The organism is Rhodospirillum sp. A1_3_36 (genome assembly GCF_047263945.1).
Taxonomy (GTDB): Bacteria; Pseudomonadota; Alphaproteobacteria; order Rhodospirillales; family Rhodospirillaceae; genus Rhodospirillum.
Map to the genome: position 1 here is coordinate 93,361 of NZ_JBLAVB010000005.1, position 25,794 is coordinate 119,154.

Annotated in this window: 18 protein-coding genes; 11 read left to right on the top strand and 7 right to left on the bottom strand. The window is 61.5% G+C overall.

Going from position 1 to position 25,794, the window contains the following annotated elements; translation table 11 throughout:
• Position 1 precedes the first annotated feature (1 nt).
• The 7 genes from tssM to ACLIRY_RS13155 all read left to right on the top strand — a co-directional run bounded on the left by tssM (position 2) and on the right by ACLIRY_RS13155 (position 9,267).
• A complete protein-coding gene (gene tssM / locus ACLIRY_RS13125; RefSeq protein ID WP_413205854.1) occupies positions 2-3,592 on the top strand; it encodes a type VI secretion system membrane subunit TssM in 3,591 nt (1,196 codons plus the stop codon).
• Positions 3,589-4,212 (top strand): type VI secretion system-associated protein TagF, encoded by a 624-nt coding sequence (tagF, locus tag ACLIRY_RS13130; protein ID WP_413205855.1) that lies wholly within the window; start codon positions 3,589-3,591, stop codon positions 4,210-4,212. Before tssM ends, tagF begins: the two co-directional genes overlap by 4 nt.
• Before the next feature lie 9 nt (positions 4,213-4,221).
• Positions 4,222-4,959 (top strand): PP2C family protein-serine/threonine phosphatase, encoded by a 738-nt coding sequence (locus ACLIRY_RS13135; protein WP_413205856.1) that lies wholly within the window; start codon positions 4,222-4,224, stop codon positions 4,957-4,959.
• Positions 4,960-4,962: 3 nt separating this feature from the next.
• The gene (locus ACLIRY_RS13140) at positions 4,963-6,057 is read left to right on the top strand and encodes a hypothetical protein (RefSeq protein ID WP_413205857.1); all 1,095 of its coding nucleotides are present in this window, start codon (positions 4,963-4,965) and stop codon (positions 6,055-6,057) included.
• Positions 6,058-6,864: 807 nt separating this feature from the next.
• Positions 6,865-7,464, top strand: coding sequence for an RNA polymerase sigma factor (locus ACLIRY_RS13145; RefSeq protein WP_413205858.1), 600 nt, complete (start codon positions 6,865-6,867; stop codon positions 7,462-7,464).
• Positions 7,457-8,080 (top strand): zf-HC2 domain-containing protein, encoded by a 624-nt coding sequence (locus tag ACLIRY_RS13150; RefSeq protein WP_413205859.1) that lies wholly within the window; start codon positions 7,457-7,459, stop codon positions 8,078-8,080. The genes ACLIRY_RS13145 and ACLIRY_RS13150 overlap by 8 nt, the downstream gene beginning before the upstream one ends.
• A gap of 2 nt (positions 8,081-8,082) precedes the next feature.
• On the top strand, positions 8,083-9,267 hold the full coding sequence (locus tag ACLIRY_RS13155; protein WP_413205860.1) for a S8 family peptidase: 1,185 nt from the start codon (positions 8,083-8,085) through the stop codon (positions 9,265-9,267).
• A 123-nt stretch (positions 9,268-9,390) separates the two neighbouring features.
• On the opposite strand, the gene ACLIRY_RS13160 is transcribed toward ACLIRY_RS13155, so the two are convergent.
• Positions 9,391-10,353: a hydrogen peroxide-inducible genes activator gene (locus tag ACLIRY_RS13160; RefSeq protein ID WP_413205861.1), complete on the bottom strand. Its 963-nt coding sequence runs from the start codon at positions 10,351-10,353 to the stop codon at positions 9,391-9,393.
• A 277-nt stretch (positions 10,354-10,630) separates the two neighbouring features.
• Between ACLIRY_RS13160 and ACLIRY_RS13165 the strand changes: the two genes are divergently transcribed.
• Positions 10,631-11,098 (top strand): Dps family protein, encoded by a 468-nt coding sequence (locus tag ACLIRY_RS13165; protein ID WP_413206095.1) that lies wholly within the window; start codon positions 10,631-10,633, stop codon positions 11,096-11,098.
• Between the two features lie 59 nt (positions 11,099-11,157).
• On the opposite strand, the gene ACLIRY_RS13170 is transcribed toward ACLIRY_RS13165, so the two are convergent.
• The gene (locus ACLIRY_RS13170; protein ID WP_413205862.1) at positions 11,158-12,129 is read right to left on the bottom strand and encodes a DMT family transporter; all 972 of its coding nucleotides are present in this window, start codon (positions 12,127-12,129) and stop codon (positions 11,158-11,160) included.
• Between the two features lie 133 nt (positions 12,130-12,262).
• Here ACLIRY_RS13170 and ACLIRY_RS13175 point away from each other — a divergent pair, with 133 nt between their 5' ends.
• Positions 12,263-13,201: a LysR family transcriptional regulator gene (locus ACLIRY_RS13175; RefSeq protein ID WP_413205863.1), complete on the top strand. Its 939-nt coding sequence runs from the start codon at positions 12,263-12,265 to the stop codon at positions 13,199-13,201.
• Between the two features lie 220 nt (positions 13,202-13,421).
• Here the strand turns inward: ACLIRY_RS13175 and ACLIRY_RS13180 are convergent, their stop codons facing one another.
• The 5 genes from ACLIRY_RS13180 to ACLIRY_RS13200 form a co-directional block, all read right to left on the bottom strand.
• A complete protein-coding gene (locus ACLIRY_RS13180) occupies positions 13,422-16,538 on the bottom strand; it encodes an efflux RND transporter permease subunit (protein ID WP_413205864.1) in 3,117 nt (1,038 codons plus the stop codon).
• 63 nt (positions 16,539-16,601) lie between these two features.
• A complete protein-coding gene (locus ACLIRY_RS13185) occupies positions 16,602-17,675 on the bottom strand; it encodes an efflux RND transporter periplasmic adaptor subunit (RefSeq protein ID WP_413205865.1) in 1,074 nt (357 codons plus the stop codon).
• Between the two features lie 106 nt (positions 17,676-17,781).
• Positions 17,782-18,699: a dienelactone hydrolase family protein gene (locus ACLIRY_RS13190; protein WP_413205866.1), complete on the bottom strand. Its 918-nt coding sequence runs from the start codon at positions 18,697-18,699 to the stop codon at positions 17,782-17,784.
• 143 nt (positions 18,700-18,842) lie between these two features.
• Positions 18,843-20,525 (bottom strand): methyl-accepting chemotaxis protein, encoded by a 1,683-nt coding sequence (locus tag ACLIRY_RS13195; RefSeq protein WP_413205867.1) that lies wholly within the window; start codon positions 20,523-20,525, stop codon positions 18,843-18,845.
• Positions 20,526-20,864: 339 nt separating this feature from the next.
• Positions 20,865-22,802, bottom strand: coding sequence for a methyl-accepting chemotaxis protein (locus ACLIRY_RS13200; protein ID WP_413205868.1), 1,938 nt, complete (start codon positions 22,800-22,802; stop codon positions 20,865-20,867).
• Between the two features lie 581 nt (positions 22,803-23,383).
• Between ACLIRY_RS13200 and ACLIRY_RS13205 the strand changes: the two genes are divergently transcribed.
• Together ACLIRY_RS13205 and ACLIRY_RS13210 are read left to right on the top strand one after the other, a co-directional pair.
• Positions 23,384-24,787 carry an ATP-binding protein gene (locus ACLIRY_RS13205; RefSeq protein WP_413205869.1) on the top strand — a complete coding sequence of 468 codons (1,404 nt, stop codon included), beginning with the start codon at positions 23,384-23,386 and terminating at the stop codon, positions 24,785-24,787.
• The gene (locus tag ACLIRY_RS13210; RefSeq protein WP_413205870.1) at positions 24,784-25,791 is read left to right on the top strand and encodes a HupU protein; all 1,008 of its coding nucleotides are present in this window, start codon (positions 24,784-24,786) and stop codon (positions 25,789-25,791) included. Before ACLIRY_RS13205 ends, ACLIRY_RS13210 begins: the two co-directional genes overlap by 4 nt.
• Positions 25,792-25,794: the final 3 nt, after the last annotated feature.

The window sequence follows — 25,794 nt, forward strand, 5'->3', positions numbered from 1 at the left end:
CATGATCCGATCCCGACTGCTCAGCCCCATCAGTCTGCTGATCCTGTTCAGCCTCATCCTGGCAGGGACCCTTTGGTATCTGGGCCCCTTACTGGCCTTCGGCGACGTCCGCCCCCTTGACGAAATCGCGGAGCGGCTGATCGCCCTGGCCGCCATCGCCGCGATCACGACCATCGCAATCCTCGTCATACTGCTCCGCCGACGCTCCCTGGACCGGACCATGACCGAGGCCATGACAGCCCAGGCGACATCCCCCGAAACGCGCGACAGCGACATGGTGGAAGCGGAACTGTCCGACCTGAGCGCGCGCATGACCGAGGCCCTGGGCATTCTGCGCGGCTCCAAGCTCGGCGGTCGCTTCGGTTCCCGCCCCCTTTACCAACTGCCCTGGTACATTATCATCGGCCCGCCCGGCTCCGGAAAAACCACCGCGATCATCAATTCGGGCCTGCGTTTCCCCCTGGCGGAACGCATGGGCAAGACAGCCGTCAGCGGTGTCGGTGGCACCCGCGACTGTGACTGGTGGTTCACCGACGAAGCCGTTCTGCTGGACACGGCGGGGCGCTACACCACCCAAGACAGCAACAAGGACGTGGACGCCAAGACCTGGACCGGCTTCCTCGACATATTGAAGAAGTACCGACGGCGTCAGCCGATCAACGGCGCCGTCGTCGCCATCAGCCTGTCGGATCTCTCCACCCAGGATGAGCGGGAACGCCAAGCGCATGCCAAAGCCATCAGGACCCGCCTCCTCGAACTGCGCGAGCGGCTGGGCGTGCGCTTTCCCGTCTATATCTTGTTCACAAAGACCGATCTGATCGCCGGGTTCCAGGAATTCTTCGAGAACCTGGGCGCGGAGGAGCGTCAACAGGTCTGGGGCTTCACCTTTCCTCCGGATCCGTCGAACGGCGAGGCTCTCCCACTCGCCAGCTTCTCGACGGAGTTCACGGCCCTGGTCGACCAGTTGTCCAGCCTGAGCCTGGAGCGCATGCAAGCGGAGATCGACTTCCAGCGACGCAGCCTGATCGCGGGCTTTCCCGCCCAGTTTGCCTCACTGCGTGGCCTGGCCGAAAGCCTCCTGAGCGACATTTTCCAGGAAAATCGCTACGAGGAAGGCCAGCTTCTCCGCGGGGTCTATTTCACCTCCGGCACGCAGGAAGGCACGCCCATCGACCGCTTGATGATGGGCATGTCCAAAACCTTCGGCATTGGCCGCCAAGCCATCGGCACGGGCCGGGGGCAGGGGCGGAGCTTCTTCCTGACCCGCCTGTTGACCGGCGTGATCTTCAAGGAATCCGGCCTTGTCTCCGCCGATGACGCCGTGGAGCGACGCTACCGCTGGATCAAGCGCGGGACCATCGCCGCCGGTGTCCTGATCTTCGCAGCCGCCTTGGGGCTGTGGACCAACAGCTATCTCGGCAATCTTGACCTGATCGCCGACGCGCGGAGCCAGGTGGAAACCTTCCGCGCCCTCTCCCGCGACATCCCGACCAGCCCCATCGCCGACGACAACCTGCCCGCCGTGGTGCCCGCCCTGAACGCCCTGCGCGACCTGCCCGGCAACCCGTCCGCGGACGATCCGGCCCCGCCCCTCGCCCTGACCTATGGCCTGTACCAAGGCGACGTGATCGGCACGGAGGGAGCCCAGGCCTATCGCGGCGCCCTGAACGCCATGCTGCTGCCCCGCCTGCTGTTCCGTCTCGAAACCCAGATGCAGGCCAACCTGAACAACAAGACGTTCCTGTTCGAAGCCTTGCGCGTCTACCTCATACTCGGTCTCCAGGCCCCCATGGACGTCGATACGGTCTCCCAATGGATGCGCACCGATTGGGGCTTGGCCTTCCCGGGGCGAGAGCAGGACCAACTCCGCGCCGATCTCGCCCGACACCTGGACGCGATGCTGACACAGCCCATGCGCCGGATCGACCTGAATGGTCCCCTGATCGCCCAGGTTCGGGGACTCCTGCTGGAAACTCCGCTGGCCGAGCGGATCTACCAGGGCATCGTCACCGCGCCATCCGCTCGCGCCCTGCCTCCCTTTCGGATAACGGATGTCGGTGGCCCCGCAGTCGCCCGGGTCATGACGCGCCCCTCGGGCAAACCGCTGAGCGACGGGATCGACGGGGTCTATACCTACAAGGGGTTCCACGACTACTTCCTGCCGCGCCTGAGCACCGTCGAGGATCAGGCCAAGCAGGAAAACCTGGTCCTTGGTCCCGCTGCCACCCCGGCGACACCAGAGGCACTGGACCGTCTGGAGCGGGACATCCTGGCTCTCTACGAAAACGACTATGTCACCCGCTATGACCAACTTCTCGCTGATCTCGACATCGTTCCCATGGACAGCCTGGGACAGGCCAGGGACGCCATCAATACACTTTCGGGCCCGGCCTCGCCGATCCGAAACATTCTGACGGCGGTGTCCAAGGAGACGAAATTGACCCAGTTGCCCGGGGAACAGGAAGTCGCCAAGAATGTCGGCGGCGCCGCCACGGGCATCCTGCGCGACGAGGCCGTCTCAAAACTCAACTCCCAGCAAGCGGACATTGTCGAGGCCCTATCCTCGGCCATCCCCGCCGAGAGTCTGGCTTCTCAGGACACCCCTCCTCCCGGACAGTTCGTTGAATCCCGGTTCCAGGCGCTCCACGATCTGGTGGACGGCGTCAAAGGCGCGCCCTCCCAACTGGATGACGTTCTGCGCCAGATGAACGACGTCTTCAACCAATTGAACCGCCTGTCCCTGGGACAGAACACGGGCACGGCCATAGTCAGCCAGGGCGCCAGCGCCGCCGATCAACTGCAAGCCACCATCACCCGCCTCCCCAATCCCCTGCGGCGCTGGACCTCTCAGGTGGTGGACAGCTCTTCAGGCGCCACCGTGGGCGGAGCCCGGGCGGAGTTGAACACCAAGTGGCAGACCGGGGTTCAGTCCTTCTGCCAAAAGGCGTTGTCGGGCCGCTATCCCTTTGACCGGCGAGCCCAAGCGGACGTGACCCTGCGGGACTTTGGCCGTCTGTTCGCTCCTGACGGACTGATCGACAGCTTCTTCAAGGAAAACCTCGCTCCCTTCGTGGATACCACCAGCAATCCCTGGCGTCTGAAACAGGTGAACGGCGCCGATATCGGCATCTCTAACGCCGTCATCGCGCAATTCCAGAAAGCCGCGGACATCCGGGACAGCTTCTTCCTGTCCTCGGGACCCCCTTCGATCACCTTCGACATCAAGCCCCTCTCCCTTGACGCCACCGTTGACCAAGTGGTCCTGGAAGTCGATGGCGAACCGGTCACCTATGCCCATGGGCCGCCGGAAGTGACCCCACTGACCTGGCCGGGAAAGACCGGAGGCCGCACTCGGGTCGCCGTGACGCCAACGCGCCCCGACGTGGCCAACAGCATCCAACGGGACGGTCCCTGGGCCTGGTTCCGCCTGCTGGACGCCGCAGAGTCGCGACGGACCAATGTCTCGGACCGAAGCGAAATTGTCTTCAACTTGGGGGGACGGATTGCCTCCTTCCAGCTTCGGGCCGGATCGGCGTTGAACCCCTTCACCCTTCCGGCGCTGAAGAGCTTTTCCTGCCCGAGGTCCCTATGACGCCCAATGGCCTCTCTTACGGCTGGTACGGCAAGGTTCCTTGCGTCGGTGATTTCATCCGCTCCGGCCTGTCCCCCGCCTTCATGACCGGCTGGGACCGCTGGATGCGGACCCTGCTGGCGACCGCCGCCGAAACTCTCGGTGACCGTTGGGACGACTGTTACCTCAGCGCGCCCATCTGGCGTTTTGCCCTCCCGACGGGTGCCTGTGGCCCCCATGCGGTAGCCGGGATCATGATGCCCAGCGTCGACCGGGTCGGTCGGCGCTTTCCACTCTGCCTCGCGGCCGAACTCGGCAACATCCCGGTCAAACAGGCCTACCACGGTGCCTCGCCGGACTTCGACGCCCTTGAGGACGCGGCGCTGATGATGCTGGAAGACGGAACCTCCCTGACCCTGCTCAAGGAAACACTCGCGGGCCTTCCGCGATCCGATCCGGGCCCCGATGCCGACGCCGACGCCGACGCCAATGGCTCAACGCGAAACTTCGCGGCCCTGGACGCCAGCGCCACCCGATCGCTTTGGGTCGCGCCCATCGGGGAAGAGGACCGTGTTCTCCTCCCCCAGGGCCTGCCCGAAGATCCGGACACCGCCCGTGCCTTCTTCGACCTCCACGCCTGATCCGTCGAGATGCCTGACATGCCCCTCTCCTCGCCAAAGACGCGACGACGCCACAGTGCGGTCACCCATGTGGGGCTTGCGCGGAAGATCAACGAGGATGCCATCCTCTGCCGCCCTGACCTGGGCCTCTGGGTGGTGTCCGACGGCATGGGCGGTCACGCCGGAGGCGACTTCGCCAGCCAAACCGTCGTCCGCGCCTTGAACAGCTTGCCCGACCCCCTCGCGCCGGAGGACATTCCCCGCGCGACCCGGGAGGCCCTCCACGGAGCGAACCGTCTTATCCTGGAGGAATCCGACCGACGCGGCGTCGGCGTCATCGGCGCCACGGTGGTTCTCCTGGTTCTGTCGAGCGCCCATTTCATGTGTCTCTGGGCCGGCGACAGTCGCCTCTACCGCCTGCGCGACGGTGTATTGGACATGATCAGCGTCGATCACTCGGTGGTGGGAGAATTGGTCGAACAGGGCTATCTGACCTGGGACGAGGTGGAAAACCACCCCCAGAACAACCAGATCACCCGCGCCGTCGGCGTGGACGAGGACCTGGAGCTCGACAAGCGCCGGGGTGACATCCGCCCCGGAGACCGCTTCCTGCTCTGTTCCGACGGCCTGACCCACTACGCCAATACGGAAACCCTGCGCGCCTATCTGTCCTCCCGTCCCATAGAGACCCTGGCCGACGACCTGTTGGCCGTCGCCCTGGATGGCGGAGCCTCGGACAACGTCTCCGTCATCGCCGTGGAGGTTTAAGGCATGCCCTGTTTCTGCGAAGTTCCCCTCGACGCAGCCCGCTCCCACTTTCTCCCGGGCGCGGCGCCGCTACTGCCCGAAATTCCCGAGGCCATGCACCTTGCGGTGGCCCTGCCGGCGCTGGAAAACCAGTTGGACGTAAAGATAGAGAGCGGCTTCAATCCGGTGATGCTTCCGGACATCGGCTTCCCCAGCGGGGCACTGGCGAACATCGCCATGACCATCAACATGATGAGCGGCACCTTCACCCTCGACGACATCCCCATGCTGGAAATGGAGATGGAGATCGCAGCGGATAGTATCACCCGAAACCTCTGGCCTAAACTGGGCTGGCTGACCAAGCCTAAAATACAACCTTTAATCGAGTACAGCATTCTTGCCAGACTGGTCCTCGACCTGCGAGCGCTTGGCATCGATCCCCTTGATCCACCACCCCTGCCACCCCTCACGCCGATCCACACCATGGATTTCGCGCTGTCGCCGCTCCATGTCCGCATGGCGAAACTGCTGAACGGACTGCCCCCCATCATGAAGATGGCCGAGACTCTGGGGCTGCCCCCCATCATGGAGCTGGTCGAGACTCTGGATCTGCCCCCCATCATGGAGATGGCCGAGTCTCTGGATCTGCTCCCCCTGGGAGACCCGGGCATCGTGCCCATGCTGCAAAGTCGGCTGCTCCCCCTGGCTGAGCTGACGCCGCCGGGACTGGAAATCCCCTTGCCGCTCCTGACCAAACTCGCCATGGTCCTGGAATCCCTGGCGACCATCGAGGAAGCCTTCGGGGGGGATGCCTTTTCTCCCACCACCCTGGATCAGGTTAGCCTGATGTTGACCCTGTGGAAACGGATCCCCATCCCCTTCGCCCTGCCTCTTCTGGCTCGATACGCCAAGCTGGATGCCCTGCCTCCGCTCGAGAACATCCTGCTTGGGGAGAGGTTGGTGGGATCCATGAACAAAGCATTCGCTTGGTCAAATTTCTCTCCGCCCAAACTGGCCATTGCCCCCTTCCTGAACGTGGTCCTGGCCCTGAACGCGTCCCTGCGCAAGGGATTGGACATCGAATACCTCGATATGTGCTCCCCCTGCGCCTGTAGCTGACGGCGCGACGTGGCTTCAAAAGAGACCCCACCAACCGGGGGGGGACCTTTTTCCGTCGATCCCGCACGGATATTCTGGGGCCCCGGTTGCTCCCCCGCCGCTTTTCTTGCGTTCAAACGCCAGGCGGGCATTTACGCGCCATAAGGCGCGGCGGCCACTTGGCCGCTTCCCAGGTGCGGTGAGCCAAACTCACCGCACCTGGGTATAACACCACCCATGCCCGCCCCAAAGCCCGTCCAGAAAGACGGGCCGCCGAGCTTCTCCCCGATCCCCGTCCAATCGCCACGGAAGACATCCCCCACATCATACATCTCATCAAATGGCGCCAATCTGGACAAAAGAACTAAATCCCATAGTACTCGTTACCTCCCAACAGATCACATCCAATAAATTTTATTATCTTAAATCCAACACTTTTCTTCCAAGGTGTTTACAAATTTCAAAAATATGGTTTCAAACCTTGTCCTTGGACCGTGACATGGGAAGATCCCAATGATATTTACTGGTATTACCAAGCCGAATCCTCCGCCCCCATGATGATCTCAGGGGAGGCAGATAATGAGCTTCGGTCCGGGTGGGTTTCCCAATCTGGATCGATGCATTTCAAAAATTTAGTCTAGAGTGAAACGGGATCAGCTTGAATCAAGCTGGCCCAGTTTCACTCTCGTTATATAGATTTTAGAGTGTCTCCGAGATCAAGTTGGCCCAAGAAATGGCCCAACTTGATCTCGGAGACACTCTAGATCGATGAACCCTTTGTTGGTTTCGGCACACTCAATCACGAAGACAGCAAGGTAAACGTTCAGGATGCGAATACTCAAGTCGATCCGTCCCTGGAAGAAGGACACGCCCCCCCAGTCGGAAGAGGCGTTGCTCGCCACCGTTGCACGGGGCGATGTCGCCGCCTTCGAACAGATCCATCGGCGGTATTTTCCGAAATTGATGCACTTCGCCAAACGCATCACGGGCAGTCCCGAAGCGGCCGAGGAAATCGCCAATGATACCCTGATGATCATTTGGCGGACCGCCGACCGGTTCGAGGGGCGCTCCAAAGCGTCATCCTGGATCTTCGGCATCGCCTATCGGCTTTCATTGAAACAACGGCAGAGCCTGGGGCGCCGCAAAGGCGACGTGGAACTGGACGAAGGCCTGATTGATGACGGCCACGACACAGCCCAGGCTGTGATGCATCAGAACGACCTTGCCCGTGCCCTCGATCAGTTGACACCGGAACTACGGGCCGTTGTTGAACTAACCTACTACAATGGCTATCTCTACACAGAGATAGCCGAGATTCTCGAGTGCCCGGTGGGTACCGTTAAAACGCGTATGATGACGGCACGGCGACGTCTACGGGAAATGCTATCGGACGAAGCATACCAAATTTCGGAGAATGCCGTTGCCTGAGACTCACAGCTCCTTGTCGGACAACACGCACGCCATCGTCTGGGGCCTGATCCCCTGGTATGTAAACGGCACTCTGTCACCCGAGGAACATGAGACGGTCAAGCGTCATATCGAGACCTGCCCGGACTGCGCCGCCGAAGTGACCCGGCAACGGTGTCTGGCCCAACATGTCGCCACCGAGAACGTGTCCGAGGAGGCCATGGTCCGGAGTTGGGCTAAGCTGAGCGACCAAATCAAGGCCGATGAACGCGTGCGGACGCCCCAACCCGATCGGTTCCGCTGGTTTGGCGGCGTCCGGGGTGGTCTGTCCCTGGCCGGAGCCGTCGCAGCGGCCTGTCTGGTCCTCGTTGTTTTCCGCGAGCCGGTGGAAACTGGCTTCCGCACGCTGACCAGCCCTTCGACGACCGCTGGCGACACAATCAAGTTCCAAACCACTCCCGATCTCCCGCCGGATCGCCTGAAGGCACTTCTGACGGAACACGGCTTGACACTTGTGGCAGGCCCCTCCCAGTCGGGTGTCTATACTGCCAGGATTGGGGCCGACAGGAACCCGAAAGCGGCTGCAGAAGCCTTCATGGCCCTGCCCGAAATCCTCTTCGCCGCCCCGGAGGAGTGACCATGACCCGAAGCCTGCTTGCCCTGCTCCTCACCCTGCTGTCCCTCCTGGGACCGGTTCCCCAATCGCGCGCCCAAGGAGCCGACAATCCGCTTCTTGCCCCGGCAGAAACGATGGTTTCGACCACCCATCTGATCCTCACCGTCCCCATGGCGAACAACGACACCCTCGCGACCATGGCCAGGACCATAGAACAACGCTTCGGCGTCACACTCGCTGCGGAATGGCCCCTCCGGTCCATTGATGTTCATTGTTTCGTGGTCCGGGCGGCCGCCAATAGCAACGTGGATAGCCTGATCACCCGTATGGAAGGCGATACACTGATCCGAACCGTACAGCGGATACGTGATTTCCAGACCTACGTGGCCCCCCACTACTCCGATCCCTTGCTTCCTGCCCAAACCGCCCTGACCGAAATCAACGCCATGGCGGCTCAACGTCTTTCCATGGGATCGGGGGTCAAGATTGGCGTTGTGGATTCCACCATCGACCGGGATCATCCGGATCTCCTGGGTCGCGTGGACTCCCTTCGCGATTTTGTGGCTGACGGTCGGCAGGAACGAGCCGAGGCCCATGGCACCGCCATCGCGGGAATCGTCGCCGCCGACGCCGAAAATGCCATTGGCATGGTCGGCGTCGCGCCGCAGGCCGAATTGATCGGCCTGCGCGCCTGCTGGCAGAACACGGGGGAGCCAGGCCGCTGCAACAGCTTCTCCCTGGCCCGAGCGCTCAATTTCGCCGTCCTGAACGACATCCCGATTATCAACATGAGCCTTGGTGGTCCACCGGATCCGCTCCTGGCAGAGCTCGTGGACGCGGCCATCAAAAAGGGCATTCTCATCGTCGCCGCGCGGGGAGAGGGAGAAACTGCCGCGTTCCCGGCCTCGATGTCCGGGGTAATCGGTGCCGGATTGGGCGACGACCACTGTATTCCCGCGCCGTCCATCGACGTAATCAGCACGGCTCCGGACAAGGACTACCACTATGTTTCCGGCTCCTCGGTCGCAACCGCCCATGTGACCGGAGTGGCCGCGCTTTTGCTGTCGGCGCGCCCGGATCTCAAGCCCAAGGATATCGAACGGGCTCTTCGGGAAGCGGTGAAACAGGAGAGCAGTGGCCCCATGCTCGACGCCTGCCGGGCACTCCGCTCCGTCACCGACAACACGCTCGACTGTTCTCCGTCCTAGAGCCTGTTGACGTTTATCAGACTGTGGAAGTGGGGACAATTGACCTATGCGGTTGGCGCAACAGGAGCGGCGGCCTGCGACGCCACCAATCACGCCACCACCCCGCCAGCCCCATTCGTAAACCTAAATTAAGACGCCCTGCTCCAGCAGGTTCGACAGCACAGTATCCGCCTCGGCCAAAGCTTCGCCGGTGACAATTTCAATGACGGTGGCAAGCAAACGGTAATCTCTTGCCCGAGGGGAAGCCGGTCGCCAGAGCAGGGCCAGAGTTCGGGCCGCCCGGGCCCCTTGAAGGGGGCGCACTGTGACACCGGAACCGGGGCGAGCCTCAACCGGGACAGCAATGCGCGGCACCAAGGTCAAGCCGATCCCTCCCGCGACCATTTGGATCAACGTCGACAAGCTCGTCGCCTGAAAGGCCTCGTTCCCCCGGGAGCGGGCGAGGCGGCAAGCCTCCATGGCATGATCCCGCAGACAGTGACCGTCTTCCAACATCAGCATGGTTTCCTGGTCCAGTCGATCCAAGGGCACGGACTCCAGTTCCGTCAAGGGGTGACCATCGGGCATTGCGACCACCACATCCTCCTCGCCGACCTCGACCCGGGGCAATTCCCCAACCGCATAGGGCAAGGCCATCAGGACAACATCCAACCGCCCGGCATTGAGCATCTCCATCAAAGTCGCCGATTGCTCCTCCCGCAGAAACAGCTTCAGGTCCGGATAGCCTTCCCGAAGCTGGCGCACCAGCCGGGGCATCACATAGGGGCCAATGGTGGGAATCACCCCTAGCCGCAGGTCCCCGACAAGGGGTTGGGCCCCAGCCTGGGCCGCGTCTACCAGGGATGCGGCGTCAGCGAGTAAGGCCCGCGCCCGTTCAACGATATCCTCCCCCAGAAGTGTAAAGACCACCTGCCGACGGCTGCGACGTTCGATCAGGCGGGTTCCCAGAAGCCCCTCCAGTTCCTGAATTCCCGCAGACAGAGTGGACTGGGTTACCGCACAAATTTCAGCAGCCTGACCGAAATGATGGGTTTCTGCAACGGTTACCAAATATCGAAGCTGACGAAGTGTTGGTAAGGTTTTCATCCCGGAGTCCAATCTAGCGGTCACAATAGAGGCCGGGATTCGAACCCGGTGCTTGGACCAACGCCTCTTAAAGCCAGTGGATCCCAAAACGCAGGAGAGGCCATGGTTAAAGGCAAAGGAGAGTTTAATCGATATTTTCGAACTTTTAATATTTTTTTATCGGTTTGAATACTCTTTATTTTCTTGAGACTATGTCTTTCGACAGCACGAGGGGCGTCCCAAACAAGCCGACCCTCGGCATGAAGATATAGAGGAAGGATCAAAAGGTATGAACGGCATGAGCATCGATATCGGCATCGCAGATGAAAAGCGACAAGCCATCGCCGAGGGGCTGTCCCGACTTCTGGCAGACACTTATACCCTCTACCTGAAGACTCACAATTTCCATTGGAACGTCACAGGACCAATGTTCAACACACTGCACCTGATGTTTGAGACCCAGTATACAGAACTGGCCTTGGCCGTAGATCTGGTGGCCGAGCGAATCCGCGCCTTGGGGTACCCGGCGCCAGGCAGCTACGCCCAATACGCCAAACTGACCGTGATCAAGGAAGCGACAGGGGTCCCTACGGCTGAGGACATGATCCGCGAGCTGGCCAAAGACCAGGAGGCGGTTGTCCGCACCGCCCGCTCCATCTTCCCCCTGGCCGATGAGGTGGCTGACGAGCCGACTGCCGACTTGCTGACCCAGCGCATGCAGGTCCATGAAAAGACCGCCTGGATGCTGCGCAGCATGATCGGGTAATGCGGAAGACGACAACGAGGTGACGGGCCGGGGGAGAGATCCTCCGGCCCAGCTTGCTTTCACACCGAAGCCCGGCTGCCCAGCAAAGCCCTTAGGATCACCCGGTCTGTCCCTTGCAGGGTGGCTACCCCCAAGAGAACCACCCCAAAGCCCGCGAGCTGCGGCACCTCGACGGTTTCGCCCAAAAGCCACCACGCAAAGACCATGGTGATCACCGGCCCCAGCAAGGCGAGCAGACCTGCCTTTTCAGCACCCCAGCGATTGATGCCCTCGAATAACAGAAAGAAGGGGACCACCGTGCAGAAAATGGCATTCACCAGAGACCAGCCCAAACCCGCCAACGGCAGGTCCCAACCGCCCCCGAGAAAGGGGGCAGCAAGCAACACATAGAGAACGACAAAGGTGTTGGACCAGGCCGTGAACCGGGCCGACCCCATGCGCTTGGTCAGCGACTGGGTGCGGGTCAGGAACAGCCCGTAGGTCAAGGCCGAAACCAGGGCAAGCGCAATGCCCTCCCAGGACAGGCCCTTGGCCATCTCGAACCGCCCGGGCAAGATCACCAGAACCAGCCCGCCATAGGTGACGATGAACGCGATCAGATGTCGGGTTTCGGGCAGAGACCGGCGCTCAATGGCTTTGGCGATCAAAATCACTGCGGGAAAGGTAAACAGGATCACCCGGGACACCCCGGCATCGATGAAACTCAACGCACTCAGATCCGAGATGGTCGCAATGGCGAAAAGGGAGGCAACCCCTGCGGTCGCGCGAATTTCCGCCCAACTCAGGGGCGCCAAAACCTTGCCTCGATTGATCAACCGCTCCCCTGCCCAGAACAGAGGTACGGAAAAGACGAAGCGCATCGCCACCACCATGGCGATCCCCATCCCCGTCCCATAGGCGGATTTCACCGCGATTCCCTTAAACGACAAGGTCACCGTTGCGATGAACACCATCCAAGGGGCCCAATCGAAGGGCACAGGGCTGGCAGCGGGTGCGGACAGAACGGGGGAAGCCCCCTCTTGGGCAGACATGGACAACTGCTCCTGGAAAAAACGATGGTTCACCCTAGGCTTTGATCCACCCATAAAGCAAAGAAACTTCCCAACTATCAGATATGCTTTTTCCTTATATCTCTCCCGTAAATCCCGATGGTAGTCTTACCCCATGGACATTCCGGACTTGCAGGCCTTTCTGTTGATCGTGGAAACCGGCGGCTTCAGCGCCGCAGCGGAGCGGTTAAACGTGACCCAACCCGCTCTCTCCCGCCGCATGCGCCTCTTGGAAGAGTCTTTAGGGGAACGCCTGCTCCACCGGACTGGGCGCGGAGCGGAGCCGACGGAGGCCGGGCTTCTCCTGGCCGACCGCGCTCACCGGATCCTGGACGAGGTGGACAGTGCCCGCCGAGCCCTGCTCAACCGCAAGGGACAGGTCACCGGACGGGTCACTCTGGGCCTGCCACCCAGCGTTGGCACAGCCCTCACCGCCCGCCTCGTGGTTCGCTTCCGGGAGAAATACCCCCTGGTTGCCTTGTCCATCGTCGAGGAGTTGTCCGGCGTCATACAAGACGGCCTCAGGAGCGGATGGATCGACATTGGCCTCCTTTATGCGGGGACGGAGGGGCCATCCCTCCGTTCGGAGGTCCTGTTCCGAGAAGACATTGCCCTTATTGGCCGCCCGGACCTGGTTCCCCCAGCGCCTGGACCAGTACCCCATGGCCCAGGGGCCCCTCCCCTGCCCTTGCATGGCTTGGCAGAGTTACCGCTCATCCTGCCGGGACGACGTCACGGCCTAAGGGCCATCCTGGATCAAACTGCTTTCCGCCATGGGATTTCGCTCAATGTGGGGATCGAGGCGGACTCCCTGCGGGTTCTGGCGGAATTGACGGAACTTGGCCTGGGCATGGTCATCCACGCCCCCTCTGCCTTCCCCCGGGAACTCGCCGAGGGACGGTTTGTCCAGCGCCCTTTGGGGAACCCACCCCTGACCCGCTCCATCGCGCTGGCTTGGCCCCGGGACCGGGCAACCACTCAGGCGACCCTTGCCATGGCCGAAGCAGTCCGTCGGTTGGTTGGGGAATTAAACGGCCCAAAGGACATGGACTAGATCAAACCGCCCTAAATCGATTCGACTTTTTTGGGCGATTGCCCAAGCCCATTTGGGGGCCAATGCCCCCACCCCCCCCTTTTTTTTATGACCTGGGGTCTGGGGCCTTTCGGCCCCAGTGGGGAACGGGGCAAAGCCCCGTAACGGCCCCCCCTGTCGTGTACCGTGAGGGCAGCTCATGTGATTTAAACAATCCAATGAAGCACCCGACGATCGCCCCTTATTCCGCTGGCTTGACCTCGTCGATGCCCTTTGCGCGTGCCAGTGCCCGATCCAAGGCCTGCCCCGCCGCCCCGGCGGAGCGGGCATAGGGCGCCAACAGGTCATAGAGCACCGGTGTCAGGAACAGGGTCATGATCGAGGCCAGCCCCAATCCGCCGATCACCACCATACCGATGGCGATCCGGCTTTCCGCACCTGCCCCTGTGGCAAAAGCGAGCGGCACCGCCCCCAGGACCGTGGAGACCACCGTCATCAGGATCGGACGCAGGCGCAGGGCCGAGCCCTCCAGGATAGCCTCCCGCGTTGTCCTGCCCTCGTCCCGGAGCTGATTGGCGAACTCCACGATCAAGATCCCGTTCTTCGCCATCAGACCAATCAACAAAACGATGCCGATCTGGCTATAGACGTTGAGTGAATTTCCTGAAATCCACAGGGCGAACAGGGCGCCGGACACGGCCAGGGGCACCGACAGGAGAATGATGAAGGGGTGGATGAAGCTTTCAAACTGGGCGGCCAGCACCAGATAGACAATCACCACCGCCAACAGGAATGTGTAGGCCACGCCGCTGGAGGTCTCCAGGAACTCCTTGGACTGGCCGGCCAAGGACAGGCGGGCCTCCGGCGGCAGAGTCTCCGCCGCAACGCCGCGCATGAAATCAATGGCTGTCCCCAGATCGTACCCCGGCGCCAGGGCGCTTTCGATGGTGATGGAGGGCATACGGTTGTAACGGTTCAGTTCCGGCGCGCTGGCCGTTTCCGTCAAGGTCACCACGGCGTCCAAGGGCGCCAGATCGCCCGACCGGCCCGCCCGCACGAAGGTATTGGACAGGTCCGACGGAGTCCGCCGGTCCTCCGGCCGAGCCTGGAGAATCACGGGATATTCCCGCCCCCGGTCGACAAAGCGGGTCACCTCGCGCGAGGCCAGCATGGTTTGCAGGGTGCGACCCACGCTTTCCACGCCGATCCCCAGGTCATTGGCCCTTGCCCGATCCAGGTGGACGGACAACTGCGGCTGGTTCTTCTCGAAATCGATGTCCGGCCCCACCAGACCCGGATTGGCCTCGGCCCGGCGCAGGATCGCTTCGGCCCAGACCAACACCTGATCATAATCCGGCCCACCGACGACCACCTTAAGCGGGGTGCGGCTTCCCCGCAAGCCCAGGCCCGCAGGCACGATGGGCGTGGCCCGCGCCCCGGTTAAGCCCGCAAGATCCCGGCGCAACTGGGTGGTGATGTCCGACGCGCTCCGCGTCCGGTTTTCCCAGTCGTCCAGACGGGCCACGACGAACCCCCGGTGAGGCCGATTCCAACTTCCGGCCAGGGCGAAGAGGCGCTGGACCTCCCCATCCTCCACCAGGGGCTGAATGGCCTTTTCCACCTCACGAACCTGGGCATCCGTATAGGACAGGGTGCTGCCCTGGGGGGCGGACAGGCTGACGAAAAAGACACCCCTGTCCTCCCGGGGGGTCAGTTCCCGGGGAAGTTGCTGATAGAGCCACCAGGACGCCCCGCCGAACAGAAGACCAAGGGTGAGGATCACCAGAGGCATGTCCAGGGAGAAGGCCAAAGCCCGGCGATAGCCATTGGTCAGCCTCGTCAGGCCCCGGTTCAACTTGCGTGCCAACCATCCCTCGGATTTGCCTTCCTTCAACAGGCCTGCCGCCAAAGGAGGGCAGAGGGTGAGAGCCACCAGGGTGGAGATGGCCACGGCGCAGGCCAGCACAAAGCCGAATTCCGTAAACAGCCGTCCCACGGTGCCGTCCATGAAGGAAATGGGCACAAAAACCGCGATCAGAGTCAGCGAAGTGGCGATCACCGCGAAGGTCACCTGACGGGAGCCCAGGGCCGCAGCGGCGAGGCGCGACTCTCCGCCCTCGATACGGCGCTGGATATTCTCCAGCACCACGATGGCGTCATCGACAACGATGCCGATGGACAGGATCAGGGCCAGAAGGGTGAGGATATTGATGGAAAAGCCGAGCGCCAAGATGCCAATAAAGGTACCGATCACGGCCACGGGGATGGTCACACTGGGAACCAGGGTGGCGCGCACCGTGCCCAGGAAAGCGAAGTTGACCAGCACCACCACCAGACCGGCGACGCCCAGGGTCATCAAGACTTCGGAAATGGAGCGATTGATGAAAATCGCGTCGTCCGAGGACACCTCCAGGGACATGCCATCGGGCAAGCCGGATTGAATCGCCGCAACCTCGGCCCGGACCTTGTCGGAAATGGCCACGGTATTGGCCTGGGATTGGCGCAGGATCGACAGGCCGACGGCCGGACGCCCCTCGGCCCGCACGGTGGTGGACTCGTTCTCTGCGCCCACTTCGACCTTGGCCACGTCGCGCACACGCACCGGATAGCCGTCCACCATTCGGATGACAATTCCGGCAAATTCGTCGGCCGATCTCAGCAGGGTATCGGCACGCACGGTGAACAGGCGGTTGGTGCTTTCCAGCTCTCCGGCCGGCAATTCCACGTTGCCCCGGCGCAGCGCGTCCTCCACGTCCTGGACGGTCAACTGGCGGGCGGCCAGGGCCCTGCGGTCGAGCCAGACCCGGATGGCCTGAACCCGCTCGCCGAACAGATCCACCTGGGAGACACCATCCACCGTGGCGAGCCGATCCACAACAAAACGGTCCGCGTAATCGGTCAAATCCAGTTGGGAGAGTCGATCACTGGTCAAGGTCAGCCGCATGACCGGATCGGCGTTGGTATCGCTTTTGGCAATGGTGGGCTCGTCCACGTCGTCGGGCAGGTCGCCGCGCACCCGGGCCACGGCGTCACGCACATCATTGACGGCATCGTCCACCAGTACACCGGTTTCGAATTCGATCACCGTGCGCGACCGCCCCCGGCGGCTTTGGGAGGTAATGACCCGCACGCCGGAGACCCCCGCCACGGCCCCTTCGATGACTTCGGTGATATCCGTATCAACGATCTCCGGCGCGGCACCGGTGTACATGGTGGTCACGGTGACCACCGCAGAATCGATATCGGGCAGCTCCCGGATGGGCAATCGAGTCATGGCGGCGATGCCCATGACCACCAGCAGCAAACTCAAAACCGTGGCGAAAACCGGACGCCGAATGAAGAACGTGCTGAAGTCCATCGGGGTAACCGCCTTTTTAAAAGTATCTCTCGCCGGGTCGCTGCACGCCCCTCAAGACGCCGCCTAGCCCTTGGGTGTCGTCTCGCCAACACGGGACACCAAAACACCATCCCGCATGCGGTGAATCCCCAGGCGGACGATGTCCTCGCCTTCCTCCAATCCCTCACGCACTTCCACCCGACCGTCGGCGCGCGCTCCGGTGACGATGGGACGGCGGCTTGCCCGACCGTCCTTGACCACGAAAACCACACTGCCCGCTGCTTCGGCCAGGATAGCCTCCTCGGGAATGGTGGGCACATCGCGTTCCGTCAAAATGACATCAACGTTCACAAACAGGCCCGAAGGCAACAACCCCTCCGGGTTGGGCAGGGAGGCCCGGACCCGGAACGCCCGGGAGACGTCCCCGACCCGGGTATCCACCCGGTCCACAACCCCTTCGAAAACCCGATCCGGATAGGCTTGGGTCGTCGCCCGAACCGCGAGACCCGGGTGCAAATCGCCGTAATGGATCTCGGGCACGGAGAAATCCACCTCAACCACCGCCAGATCATCCAGGGTGGTGATCATCTGGCCGGACTCGACGCGGGCCCCCACTTCCACCTCGTGGAATCCGACGACGCCGGAGAAGGGCGCAATGATCACCCGATCAGACAGCGCCTTCCGTGCCCGATCAACCCGGGCCAGGGCACCGGCCTGTGCATTGGCCAGTTCGTCGACCGTGGATTGGGCGATATTCTTCCCCGACCGCAAGGCCCGGCCCCGGGTGAGGGCCTGATTGGCCTGCAACAAGGCGGCTTCGGCCTCTTCCAGGTCGGCCTGCTCGGCCCCATCATCCAACCGGACAAGCACCTGATTGGCTTCGACCCTGGCTCCCGGAGCAAAAGCCAGTTCGGTAACGCGGCCATCGGCCACCGGCACGATATCCACGGCCAGATGGGCGCGGGTGGTCCCCACCGCCTCCACCCGATCGGCCAAACGCGTGGTCGTCACCGCCACCGTTTCGACGGGAATGGGCCGTTCTGCCCGGGACGCGGCCTTGCCGTCCCCCTGAGGGAACAACAGACCTTCGCCATAGAAGACCCCAGCCACTGCAGCCAGGAGCACCATCACCACGACAATCTGTCGCGTCTTCGTCATGTCCACCCGCCATCGATAAAATAAAGACCCGGAAACTAGGCTAGGTTCCCGGGTCGCCGTCAAGTGACAAGGACGTAAGGTTCACAGGTTCCCGTTAAGGCTCCCCCTAGCCCTTCAAATTCGCTGCCAAAAACTCAAGGGTGCGGGACCAGGCCAATTCGGCTGCGGCCTTGTCATAGCGGGCTTCGGAGGTATCGTTGTTGAAGGCATGGTTCACCCCCTCGTACACATAGGAGGTGAAGGGCTTTCCTGCGTTCTTCAAGGCCGTCTCATAGGCCGCCTTACCCGCGCCAATGCGCTCGTCCAGGCCCGCATAGTGGAACAGCAGACGCGCGCGGATCGTCACAACATCCGCCACGTCGGGCTGACGCCCATAATAGACCACCGCCGCATCCAGGTCCGGCGCAGCGACGGCCAAGCGGTTGACCAGACCACCGCCCCAACAGAAGCCGACGGCCCCCACCTTCCCATTGGCTCCCGCCATGGATTGGGCAAAGCCGACCGCGCTCGCCGCGTTCATCAGGGTTGTATCGGGAGCGAGTTGGCCGATCATGTCCCGAGCCAAGTCTGGATTATTACCCGGGGTGCCGCCCAGCGGAGACAGAAAATCCGGAGCGACGGCGATGTACCCCGCCAGGGCCAAGCGCCGGGCCACATCCTCGATATGGGGGTTCAGCCCCCGGTTCTCATGGATAACGAGAACCACGGGGATCGATTCAGCGATGACCTTTGGCTTGGCCATGTAAGCCCGCAGCGGCCCATTGAAGGTCTCAATGGACAGGGGACCGGTTTCCAGACGGCTGTCCCCTTCGGGAACCATGGCGGCCTTGGCCGGATTCGCCGCGATTAATGAAATGAGGGTGGCGGCGGCAACCGTGCCCCCGGCCAGGGTGACCATACGCTCCATGAAGCTCCGCCGATCGAGGCGGTCATGGGTAAAGGCATCATAAAGATCGATGGCCTCTTGGGATACGGCCTCTTTAGATAAGCCGACGCAGGCGGAGGTTTGCGGAACGCTGTTCATGACTCCCGGACTCCTGTTCATGGAGAGAGTTTCTTGGCGGGACCAACCCGAAGTCTTGGCGGACCGAGCCCGATGCCAGCTCAATGCCGGAAAGACGCAGGGGTTCCCGATCTCCAAAACAAGGGAGGAGCCATGATCCGCGTTTACCCCGCGCGGATACGGTGAATGAACTCGTGCATCCGATCATTGAGATTTTTTGCTTGTTCTTGAAGGTCCCGGGCCGCGACACTGACCTGATCCGCCCCCCTTTGGGTATCATCGGTCATGCGCTGGACTCCTGAGATCCCCTCCGTCACCTCCTGGGCTCCATCGGAGGCCTGCTGGACGTTTCGAGCGATTTCATGGGTGGCAGCGCCCTGTTCCTCAACCGCCGAAGCAATCGTTGTCGCGGCCTGATTGATCCCCGAGATGGTTCCAGACACGCCGTCGATCGCCGTCACCACCTCGCCCGTGGCCGCCTGAATGGACGCGACCTGCTGACCGATCTCCTCTGTCGCCTTGGCCGTTTCATTGGCAAGCGCTTTCACCTCGTTGGCGACCACAGCAAAGCCCTTACCGGCTTCTCCCGCGCGCGCCGCCTCAATGGTCGCATTCAGCGCCAGAAGATTTGTCTGACTGGCAATCGCCGTGATCAAATTGACCACATCCCCAATCTTGCTTGCCGCTGCGGTCAACCCCCCAACAATCTCGCTGGTTCGACGGGTTTCCTCGACCGCTTTTCCACTCATGTCCGCAGCTCGGGTGACTTCGGTGCTGATTTCCTTGATGGAGGACGCCAATTCTTCGGCGGCCGCAGCAACGATCTGAATGCCGCCGCTCGCATTGGCCGCCGCATGGGAGACATGCCCAGACTGACCGGCGACACCCGCGGCTAAATTCGTCAGTTCCGTCGAAGTTGATTGCAATGACGAGGCTTGGTCATTCACGTCCCGCACGATGCCATTCATGCGATTTTCGAATTCGTCGGCCATCTCCAGAACGGCCTGACGTCGCTCCTGGGCGGTGCGTTTTGCCGCAGCCTCGGTTTCCTGACGGAGCCGTTCCATGGCGATGGCGTTGTCCTTGAAGACTTGAACCGCCTTGGCCATGGCGCCGATTTCGTCCCGACGGTCGGCGCCTTCGACCTCGACGGTCAATTCACCGTCGGCCAGTTTCCCCATGGAGACAACCATCTGGGAAATGGGTCCCGTGATCGCCTTCCCAAGATACAGGGACACCAATACCAGAACAACAACGACACTCGCATTGATGAGGAGTGAATGCAGAAGTTTTTCTCGGAATTCAGCATCAATGTCATCCATATAGACACCCGCCGCGATGACCCACCTCCAGGGTGTAAACGGCGCATCATAGGACGTTTTTTCAAACAAAGCATCGCCACCACCGCTTTTTGTAAACCGATAGGTGGTGTAACCACCTCCCGCTTGGGCATTGGCAATCTGATGCTTGATAAAAGCGAAACCCGTTGCGTCTTTTTCTTCCAGCCGTTGCTTCCCCTCCAGCTCTTTCCTGGTTCCATGGATCACCGTCACACCATCGTAATCGTAGGCAAACAAATAATTTCCATCCCCGAATCGCAAGGACCTTATTATATCCTTCGCTGCCTCTTGGGCGCCTTCTTCAGTGATTTTCTTATCTTGAGCCATTTCGTAATAATGGTCAGCAACACTGACGGCCGTCTCGACAACCCGCCGAACCATATTCTTTCGCTCTTCAATCATAGAATGTCTTAGGTTTACAGAATCAGAATACGAAACAATAAAAAGACCAACAGCACTCACCATTACAACGATAAAAATCTTTACGCCAATCTTTACGTTTTTCATTTCATATTCTCCAATAAAGAAAAAACTTTAGTTTAAAAGCCCCATTTCATTCCACACCAAAAACTCTCCCGTTCCATTCGACTTCATGAACAGCCCCCTTCGAGAGCCCATGTTATGGGAGCATTCATTTATCCACTCAGGAAGGTAGAGCAATTCAGCAACGCTCAACCAAACGAAGCAACATATCATCCCCAGACCCGCTTCCCAAGAACCCTAAATAACAAGAACCCCAAATAAAATGAGTCGCGCATTCTAAGGAGGCCGGGAGAGGAACCTCCTAATCACCCAAGAGATTACCCCAAACCTCTGCGCCCATTCCCAGGACAGCTGACATCCGGATCACCCTGCCTCTCGGATTTCTCGTGCCAGGACATCAAGAAGGGAGAGCACCTCCTGGCTGGCGCCGCGCAAGCGTTCCAGTTCTCTTCGGGCGTCCTCGGTCCTGCCGGCCTCCTTGGCCAGCAGGCAGGCCCGGCCCGCGTCATGGACCCGTTGGTGGGGATCGGCGAGCTTCCCATAGGAGTCCAGGTCCATCACCACGGCGTCGTTCACCGCGTCATACCACCGACCAAGGCGGCAATTGTGGTGGGTCGGCAGCCCTGCGGCGATATCGTCATTCCGCCCCTCCAGGGCATCTTCAATACGCTTCATAAAGGTAAGATGGTCCGCCTTGGCCAGCTCGGTGAGCTGCCCTGCACTTTCCAAGGCAACCTGCTCTACCAGATCGACAGGCAGGGTGAATTCACCCAAACTCACATGAAGACCGTTGCGAGCATGGGCGCTCACAGACGCCGGAAAGGTCCCCAAGGCTCCTTTGGTGTCAATTTGCAGGACCTCCCCATAGGCGGCATTCAGATCGGTTTCTATGAAACAGCCATGGTCGGACAAGTCCCGCATCATGCCCTGGGACGTCCCGGACGCCCCCCGCAAAGTCACCTCGATCAGCACCGGACGGCGACGGTATTGGCGCCTGTTGGCCATATCCGATGACGTTCGAATGGCCTTGGCCAGAAGATCAGGAAGCTCAACCAGGGCTTCGCGGATCTGTTTGGTTCCCTCTCGCACCACTGCTGCACTGTGCTTGGCCCGCGTGGTTTCACCCGTCACCTGTCCCATCAGGTCGTTCACGCCCTTGGCCGTGGACGCCACCGATTGGACCGTGCGGGCAATTTCTTTGGTGGCGGCGGATTGCTCTTCCACTGCCGCAGAAATGGCCGTCGCAATTTGCTCGATCCGACCAATGGTGGTTGCCACCCGATCGATGGTAGCAACGGCCTCCGTTACCGCCGACTGCATGGCCCCCACGCGCCCGGCGATCTGGTCGGCGGACCGGGAGGACTGGTTGGCCAGGTTTTTGACTTCCCCAGCCACGACGGCGAATCCCTTGCCTGCCACCCCGGCCCGGGCGGCCTCAATCGTCGCGTTCAGGGCCAACAGATTCGTCTGGTCGGCGATATTTGAGATGATGTCCAGAATCTCGCCAATTTCCTCGGCTGACCTGCTTAGTTTGTTCATCACGGCGCGCGTCCCCTCGACCTCGCGCACGGCGTCTTGGCTGGTGGCCGTGGAGTCCGACACTTGACGGGCGATTTCGCCGATCGACGCCGACAATTCCTCCGCCGCAGAGGAGACGGTCTGCGCCGAACCAAGGGCTTGGTCCGCCTCGGTCCGGGCTTGGATGGCAGACCCATCCACCACCTCGCAGACATCCGTCAATTCGGTCACCGAGTCTTTGAGATCATCGGTAAAATGGGACACCGCATCGACCATATCGTGGGCCTGCTCGGAAATTCGCTCCACCATGGCTTCCACGGATTGGACCCGCTCCTGCCGCAGGACATCCCAATAGGCCGTCAAGGCGCCCTGGATATCGTAAAGAACAGCAGAAACCACAGCCTTTTGCGCAGCCGTGGACCCGTTGTCTCGCCCACCGAACAGCCCCCCCCTCTTGGGCGCTGTGGCATCGATCAGGTCTTTCAGCACATGACCATAGCCCGCGATATACCAATCGGGCTCCAGCTTCACCCTATGGTGAGCCAAACCGATCCCCCGGACATCCTGCCGGTAGGCTTCGTCGAAGCTTCCCTGAAACAAGGACTGCCAGTGGCGTTTCTGCGCAGCCTTGGCCTTCTCCATGTTCTTGGCCCCACCGAACATCTTGGCCAGATGATCTTCGCGTGAGATGCGCTCATAAAAGGCGTCGATGACACCGGGCAGGACACGGTCCAACACGGGGCGCACCTGCTCAAGCGCACGCTTCTCCTCCGCGCTGAGCATGAAATCCAAGGGGTCGGGACGGATGCTCCCTTTCACTGTATCAACCATGATTTACCTTTATGTGAGTCACAATCGGACGGTGATGAGAGACAGCCCCTGCCCTGCTGTGAAAATTCTATCTAACAAAGACCACCCTATTCCATTAACATATTAGTAACACAAAAAATGACCATCTAGCATAAGATGTACCCTTTTTCCCATCCTCTTTGGAGGCCTGCACAGTACACGACAGTGTCTCGTCCTTTTTGGGCGAGTGCCCAAGCCCATTTGAGGGCGATGCCCCCAAACCCCCATTTCTCTTTTATAAATAGGAGCCCGGGGTCTGGGGCCTTTCGGCCAGAAAATGCCCTCTGGGACCTATCGGCCCCAAAATGCCCTCTGGGGCCTATCGGCCCCAAAATGCCCTCTGGGGCCTATCGGCCCCTGTGGGGGACGGGGCAAAGCCGCGTGGCGGGAAAACACGCCCTGTCGCGTACCGTGGGAGGCCTATGGCCCCCTCGAAACCGCTGTGAAAGCGGTCCGCCCTCGCCCAGGATCCTCTTTCCCTTGATGAATCCCACGGGAGAGCGGATCCTATCCCTATGAGACAGCCACCACGTCATCTCCCGGAGCCTGCGTCCGGGCCACCGACCGCCACAGGGGGGATCCTGGCCGCCCCTCCGCTCCCTCCTTCAGACCGCCCCGAATTCTCCGAGGATGTCTGGGTCGAGGTCCTGAAATCCGTTGACCGCACTTACGAAGAATTGGTCGCCTACCAATCGGAGCTGGAAAGCCGTAACGCCGACCTGGAAAGTGTCCGGGCTTTCATGACCTCTGTTCTGGCCGCGATGACCGATATTCTTCTGGTTTGTGCGGAAGATGGCCGGGTCCTGGAAGCCAACCGGGCCTGCGAGGCGGTCACAGGCCGTTCGAAGGACATCCTTCAAGGACGTCCTGTAACCGATCTGTTCCCCGATGGCGACGGCGCCCTCGTGACCCGGGACCTGACCCGCCTGCGAAGTGGCGACACGGTCGAGGCCGTCGAACGGAGCTTCCGCACGAGAAATGGGTCCACCCCCCTGGAACTGAGCATCACCGCCCGCCGGGACAGCCGGGGCCGCTACGAGGGCGCGGTGCTTATCGGTCGCCCCATGGGAGAGCTGCGCCGGGCTTACGAGGATATGGAGGAAAGCCACCAAGCACTGAAGGAAGCCCAATCCCAATTGGTCCATTCGGAAAAACTGGCCTCCCTGGGCCGTCTGCTGGCGGGCGTGGCCCACGAGTTGAACAACCCCATCAGTTTCATCTATGGCAACGCCCATGCCCTGGATCGCTATACCCGCAAGTTCGAGGAATATTTTGATCGGGTCGAAGCCGGAGCCACCCGCGCCGAATTGGTGGAGCTGCGCAAGGACCTGAAACTGGATCGGGCCGTGCGCCAGATGCGTTCGGCGACATCCGGCGCTCTGGAAGGGGCGGAACGGGTCCGAGACATCGTCGAAAGCCTGCGCCGCCTCTCCGCTGAAGGGGCTGGAGAGATCGAACCCTTCGATCTCCGCTCGACGGTGGAAACGGCTGCCGAATGGGTTATCAAGGGCCGCGCGTCCTCCATCCCCGTGGAGATCCACGCCGAAGGGCCGGTCTGGGCCCTGGGTCGCCCGGGCCATATTCAGCAGGTGGTCATGAACCTGGTGCAGAACGCCCTGGACGCCATGACCGGCAGTTCCGTCCCCCAGCCCGACCCTCACATGGAGATCACCCTGTCCCAAAGCGGAGGCAGGGTTTGCCTGGAGGTGGCCGACAGCGGTCCCGGCGTTCCGGAGGAGCTGACCCTGAAAATCTTCGACCCCTTCTTCACGACCAAACCCGTGGGCCAGGGCACGGGCCTGGGCCTGTCCATCAGCTATAAAATCGTCACCGAGAACAATGGCACCCTCTCCGTCGCCAACCGCCCCGAAGGTGGCGCGGTTTTCCGCCTGACCCTCCCGAACGGACAGACCCCATGACCCCCTCCTATACCGTCCTATGGCTTCAATCCGCTGGATGCGGGGGCTGCACCATGTCGCTCCTTTGTGCGGAAAGTCCGGGGGTGTTCGAAGCGCTGGAAGACTTCGGCATTAAACTCCTCTGGCATCCCTCCCTGAGCCTGGAAACCGGCGCCGAAACCCGAGCCATCCTGGAGGACATCACCACAGGGCGGGTCCGGCTGGACTGCCTCTGTGTGGAAGGGGCCATCGCCCGAGGCCCCCGAGGCACCGGCCGCTTCCACATCCTGGGAGGCACCAACCGCTCCATGCTGTCCTGGGTGCGGGACATCGCTCCCTTGGCCGGGGATGTGGTCGCCATCGGCTCCTGCGCCGCCTATGGCGGGGTCACTGCGGCGGGTCCCAACCCCACCGATGCCATCGGTCTGACCTACGACGGCTCGCGGGAGGGGGGCGCCCTGGGCGCTGACTTCCGGTCCCGCTCCGGTCGTCCCGTGATCAATGTGTCGGGCTGTCCCACCCACCCCAATTGGGTGACCGAGACGCTGATGATGCTCTCCCTCGGCTTGCTGGGGGACGGTGATCTGGATCCCCTGAAGCGCCCCCGGTTCCTGGCCGACCATCTGGTCCACCACGGCTGCCCGCGCAACGAGTACTATGAATTCAAGGCCAGCGCGGGCCACCTTTCGGAGCAGGGCTGCATGATGGAGCACCTGGGCTGCGTCGGCACCCAGGCCCATGGTGATTGCAATATCCGCCCCTGGAATGGTGAGGGCTCCTGCACCCGAGGGGGCTACCCCTGCATCAATTGCACCGCACCGGAGTTCGAGGAGCCGGGCCATGCCTTCTCAGAAACGCCGAAGATCGCAGGGGTGCCGGTGGGGCTGCCGACGGACATGCCCAAAGCCTGGTTCATCGCCCTGGCCTCCCTCTCCAAGGCAGCGACCCCGCAACGCTTGCGCGACAATGCCGTTGCAGACCATATCGTCACCCCGCCCGCCATCCGTTCGACCAAACGGAGCTGATGG

Coding starts and splice junctions, on each gene's coding strand:
- ACLIRY_RS13175 (WP_413205863.1), top strand. CDS start 12,263: ATGGACATTCCGGACTTGCAGGCCTTTCTGTTGATCGTGGAAACCGGC.
- ACLIRY_RS13160 (WP_413205861.1), bottom strand. CDS start 10,353: ATGAAAACCTTACCAACACTTCGTCAGCTTCGATATTTGGTAACCGTT.
- ACLIRY_RS13170 (WP_413205862.1), bottom strand. CDS start 12,129: ATGTCTGCCCAAGAGGGGGCTTCCCCCGTTCTGTCCGCACCCGCTGCC.
- ACLIRY_RS13145 (WP_413205858.1), top strand. CDS start 6,865: ATGCGAATACTCAAGTCGATCCGTCCCTGGAAGAAGGACACGCCCCCC.
- ACLIRY_RS13205 (WP_413205869.1), top strand. CDS start 23,384: ATGAGACAGCCACCACGTCATCTCCCGGAGCCTGCGTCCGGGCCACCG.
- ACLIRY_RS13135 (WP_413205856.1), top strand. CDS start 4,222: ATGCCTGACATGCCCCTCTCCTCGCCAAAGACGCGACGACGCCACAGT.
- ACLIRY_RS13180 (WP_413205864.1), bottom strand. CDS start 16,538: ATGGACTTCAGCACGTTCTTCATTCGGCGTCCGGTTTTCGCCACGGTT.
- ACLIRY_RS13155 (WP_413205860.1), top strand. CDS start 8,083: ATGACCCGAAGCCTGCTTGCCCTGCTCCTCACCCTGCTGTCCCTCCTG.
- ACLIRY_RS13165 (WP_413206095.1), top strand. CDS start 10,631: ATGAGCATCGATATCGGCATCGCAGATGAAAAGCGACAAGCCATCGCC.
- ACLIRY_RS13195 (WP_413205867.1), bottom strand. CDS start 20,525: ATGAAAAACGTAAAGATTGGCGTAAAGATTTTTATCGTTGTAATGGTG.
- tagF (WP_413205855.1), top strand. CDS start 3,589: ATGACGCCCAATGGCCTCTCTTACGGCTGGTACGGCAAGGTTCCTTGC.
- ACLIRY_RS13210 (WP_413205870.1), top strand. CDS start 24,784: ATGACCCCCTCCTATACCGTCCTATGGCTTCAATCCGCTGGATGCGGG.
- tssM (WP_413205854.1), top strand. CDS start 2: ATGATCCGATCCCGACTGCTCAGCCCCATCAGTCTGCTGATCCTGTTC.
- ACLIRY_RS13200 (WP_413205868.1), bottom strand. CDS start 22,802: ATGCTCAGCGCGGAGGAGAAGCGTGCGCTTGAGCAGGTGCGCCCCGTG.
- ACLIRY_RS13190 (WP_413205866.1), bottom strand. CDS start 18,699: ATGAACAGCGTTCCGCAAACCTCCGCCTGCGTCGGCTTATCTAAAGAG.
- ACLIRY_RS13185 (WP_413205865.1), bottom strand. CDS start 17,675: ATGACGAAGACGCGACAGATTGTCGTGGTGATGGTGCTCCTGGCTGCA.
- ACLIRY_RS13140 (WP_413205857.1), top strand. CDS start 4,963: ATGCCCTGTTTCTGCGAAGTTCCCCTCGACGCAGCCCGCTCCCACTTT.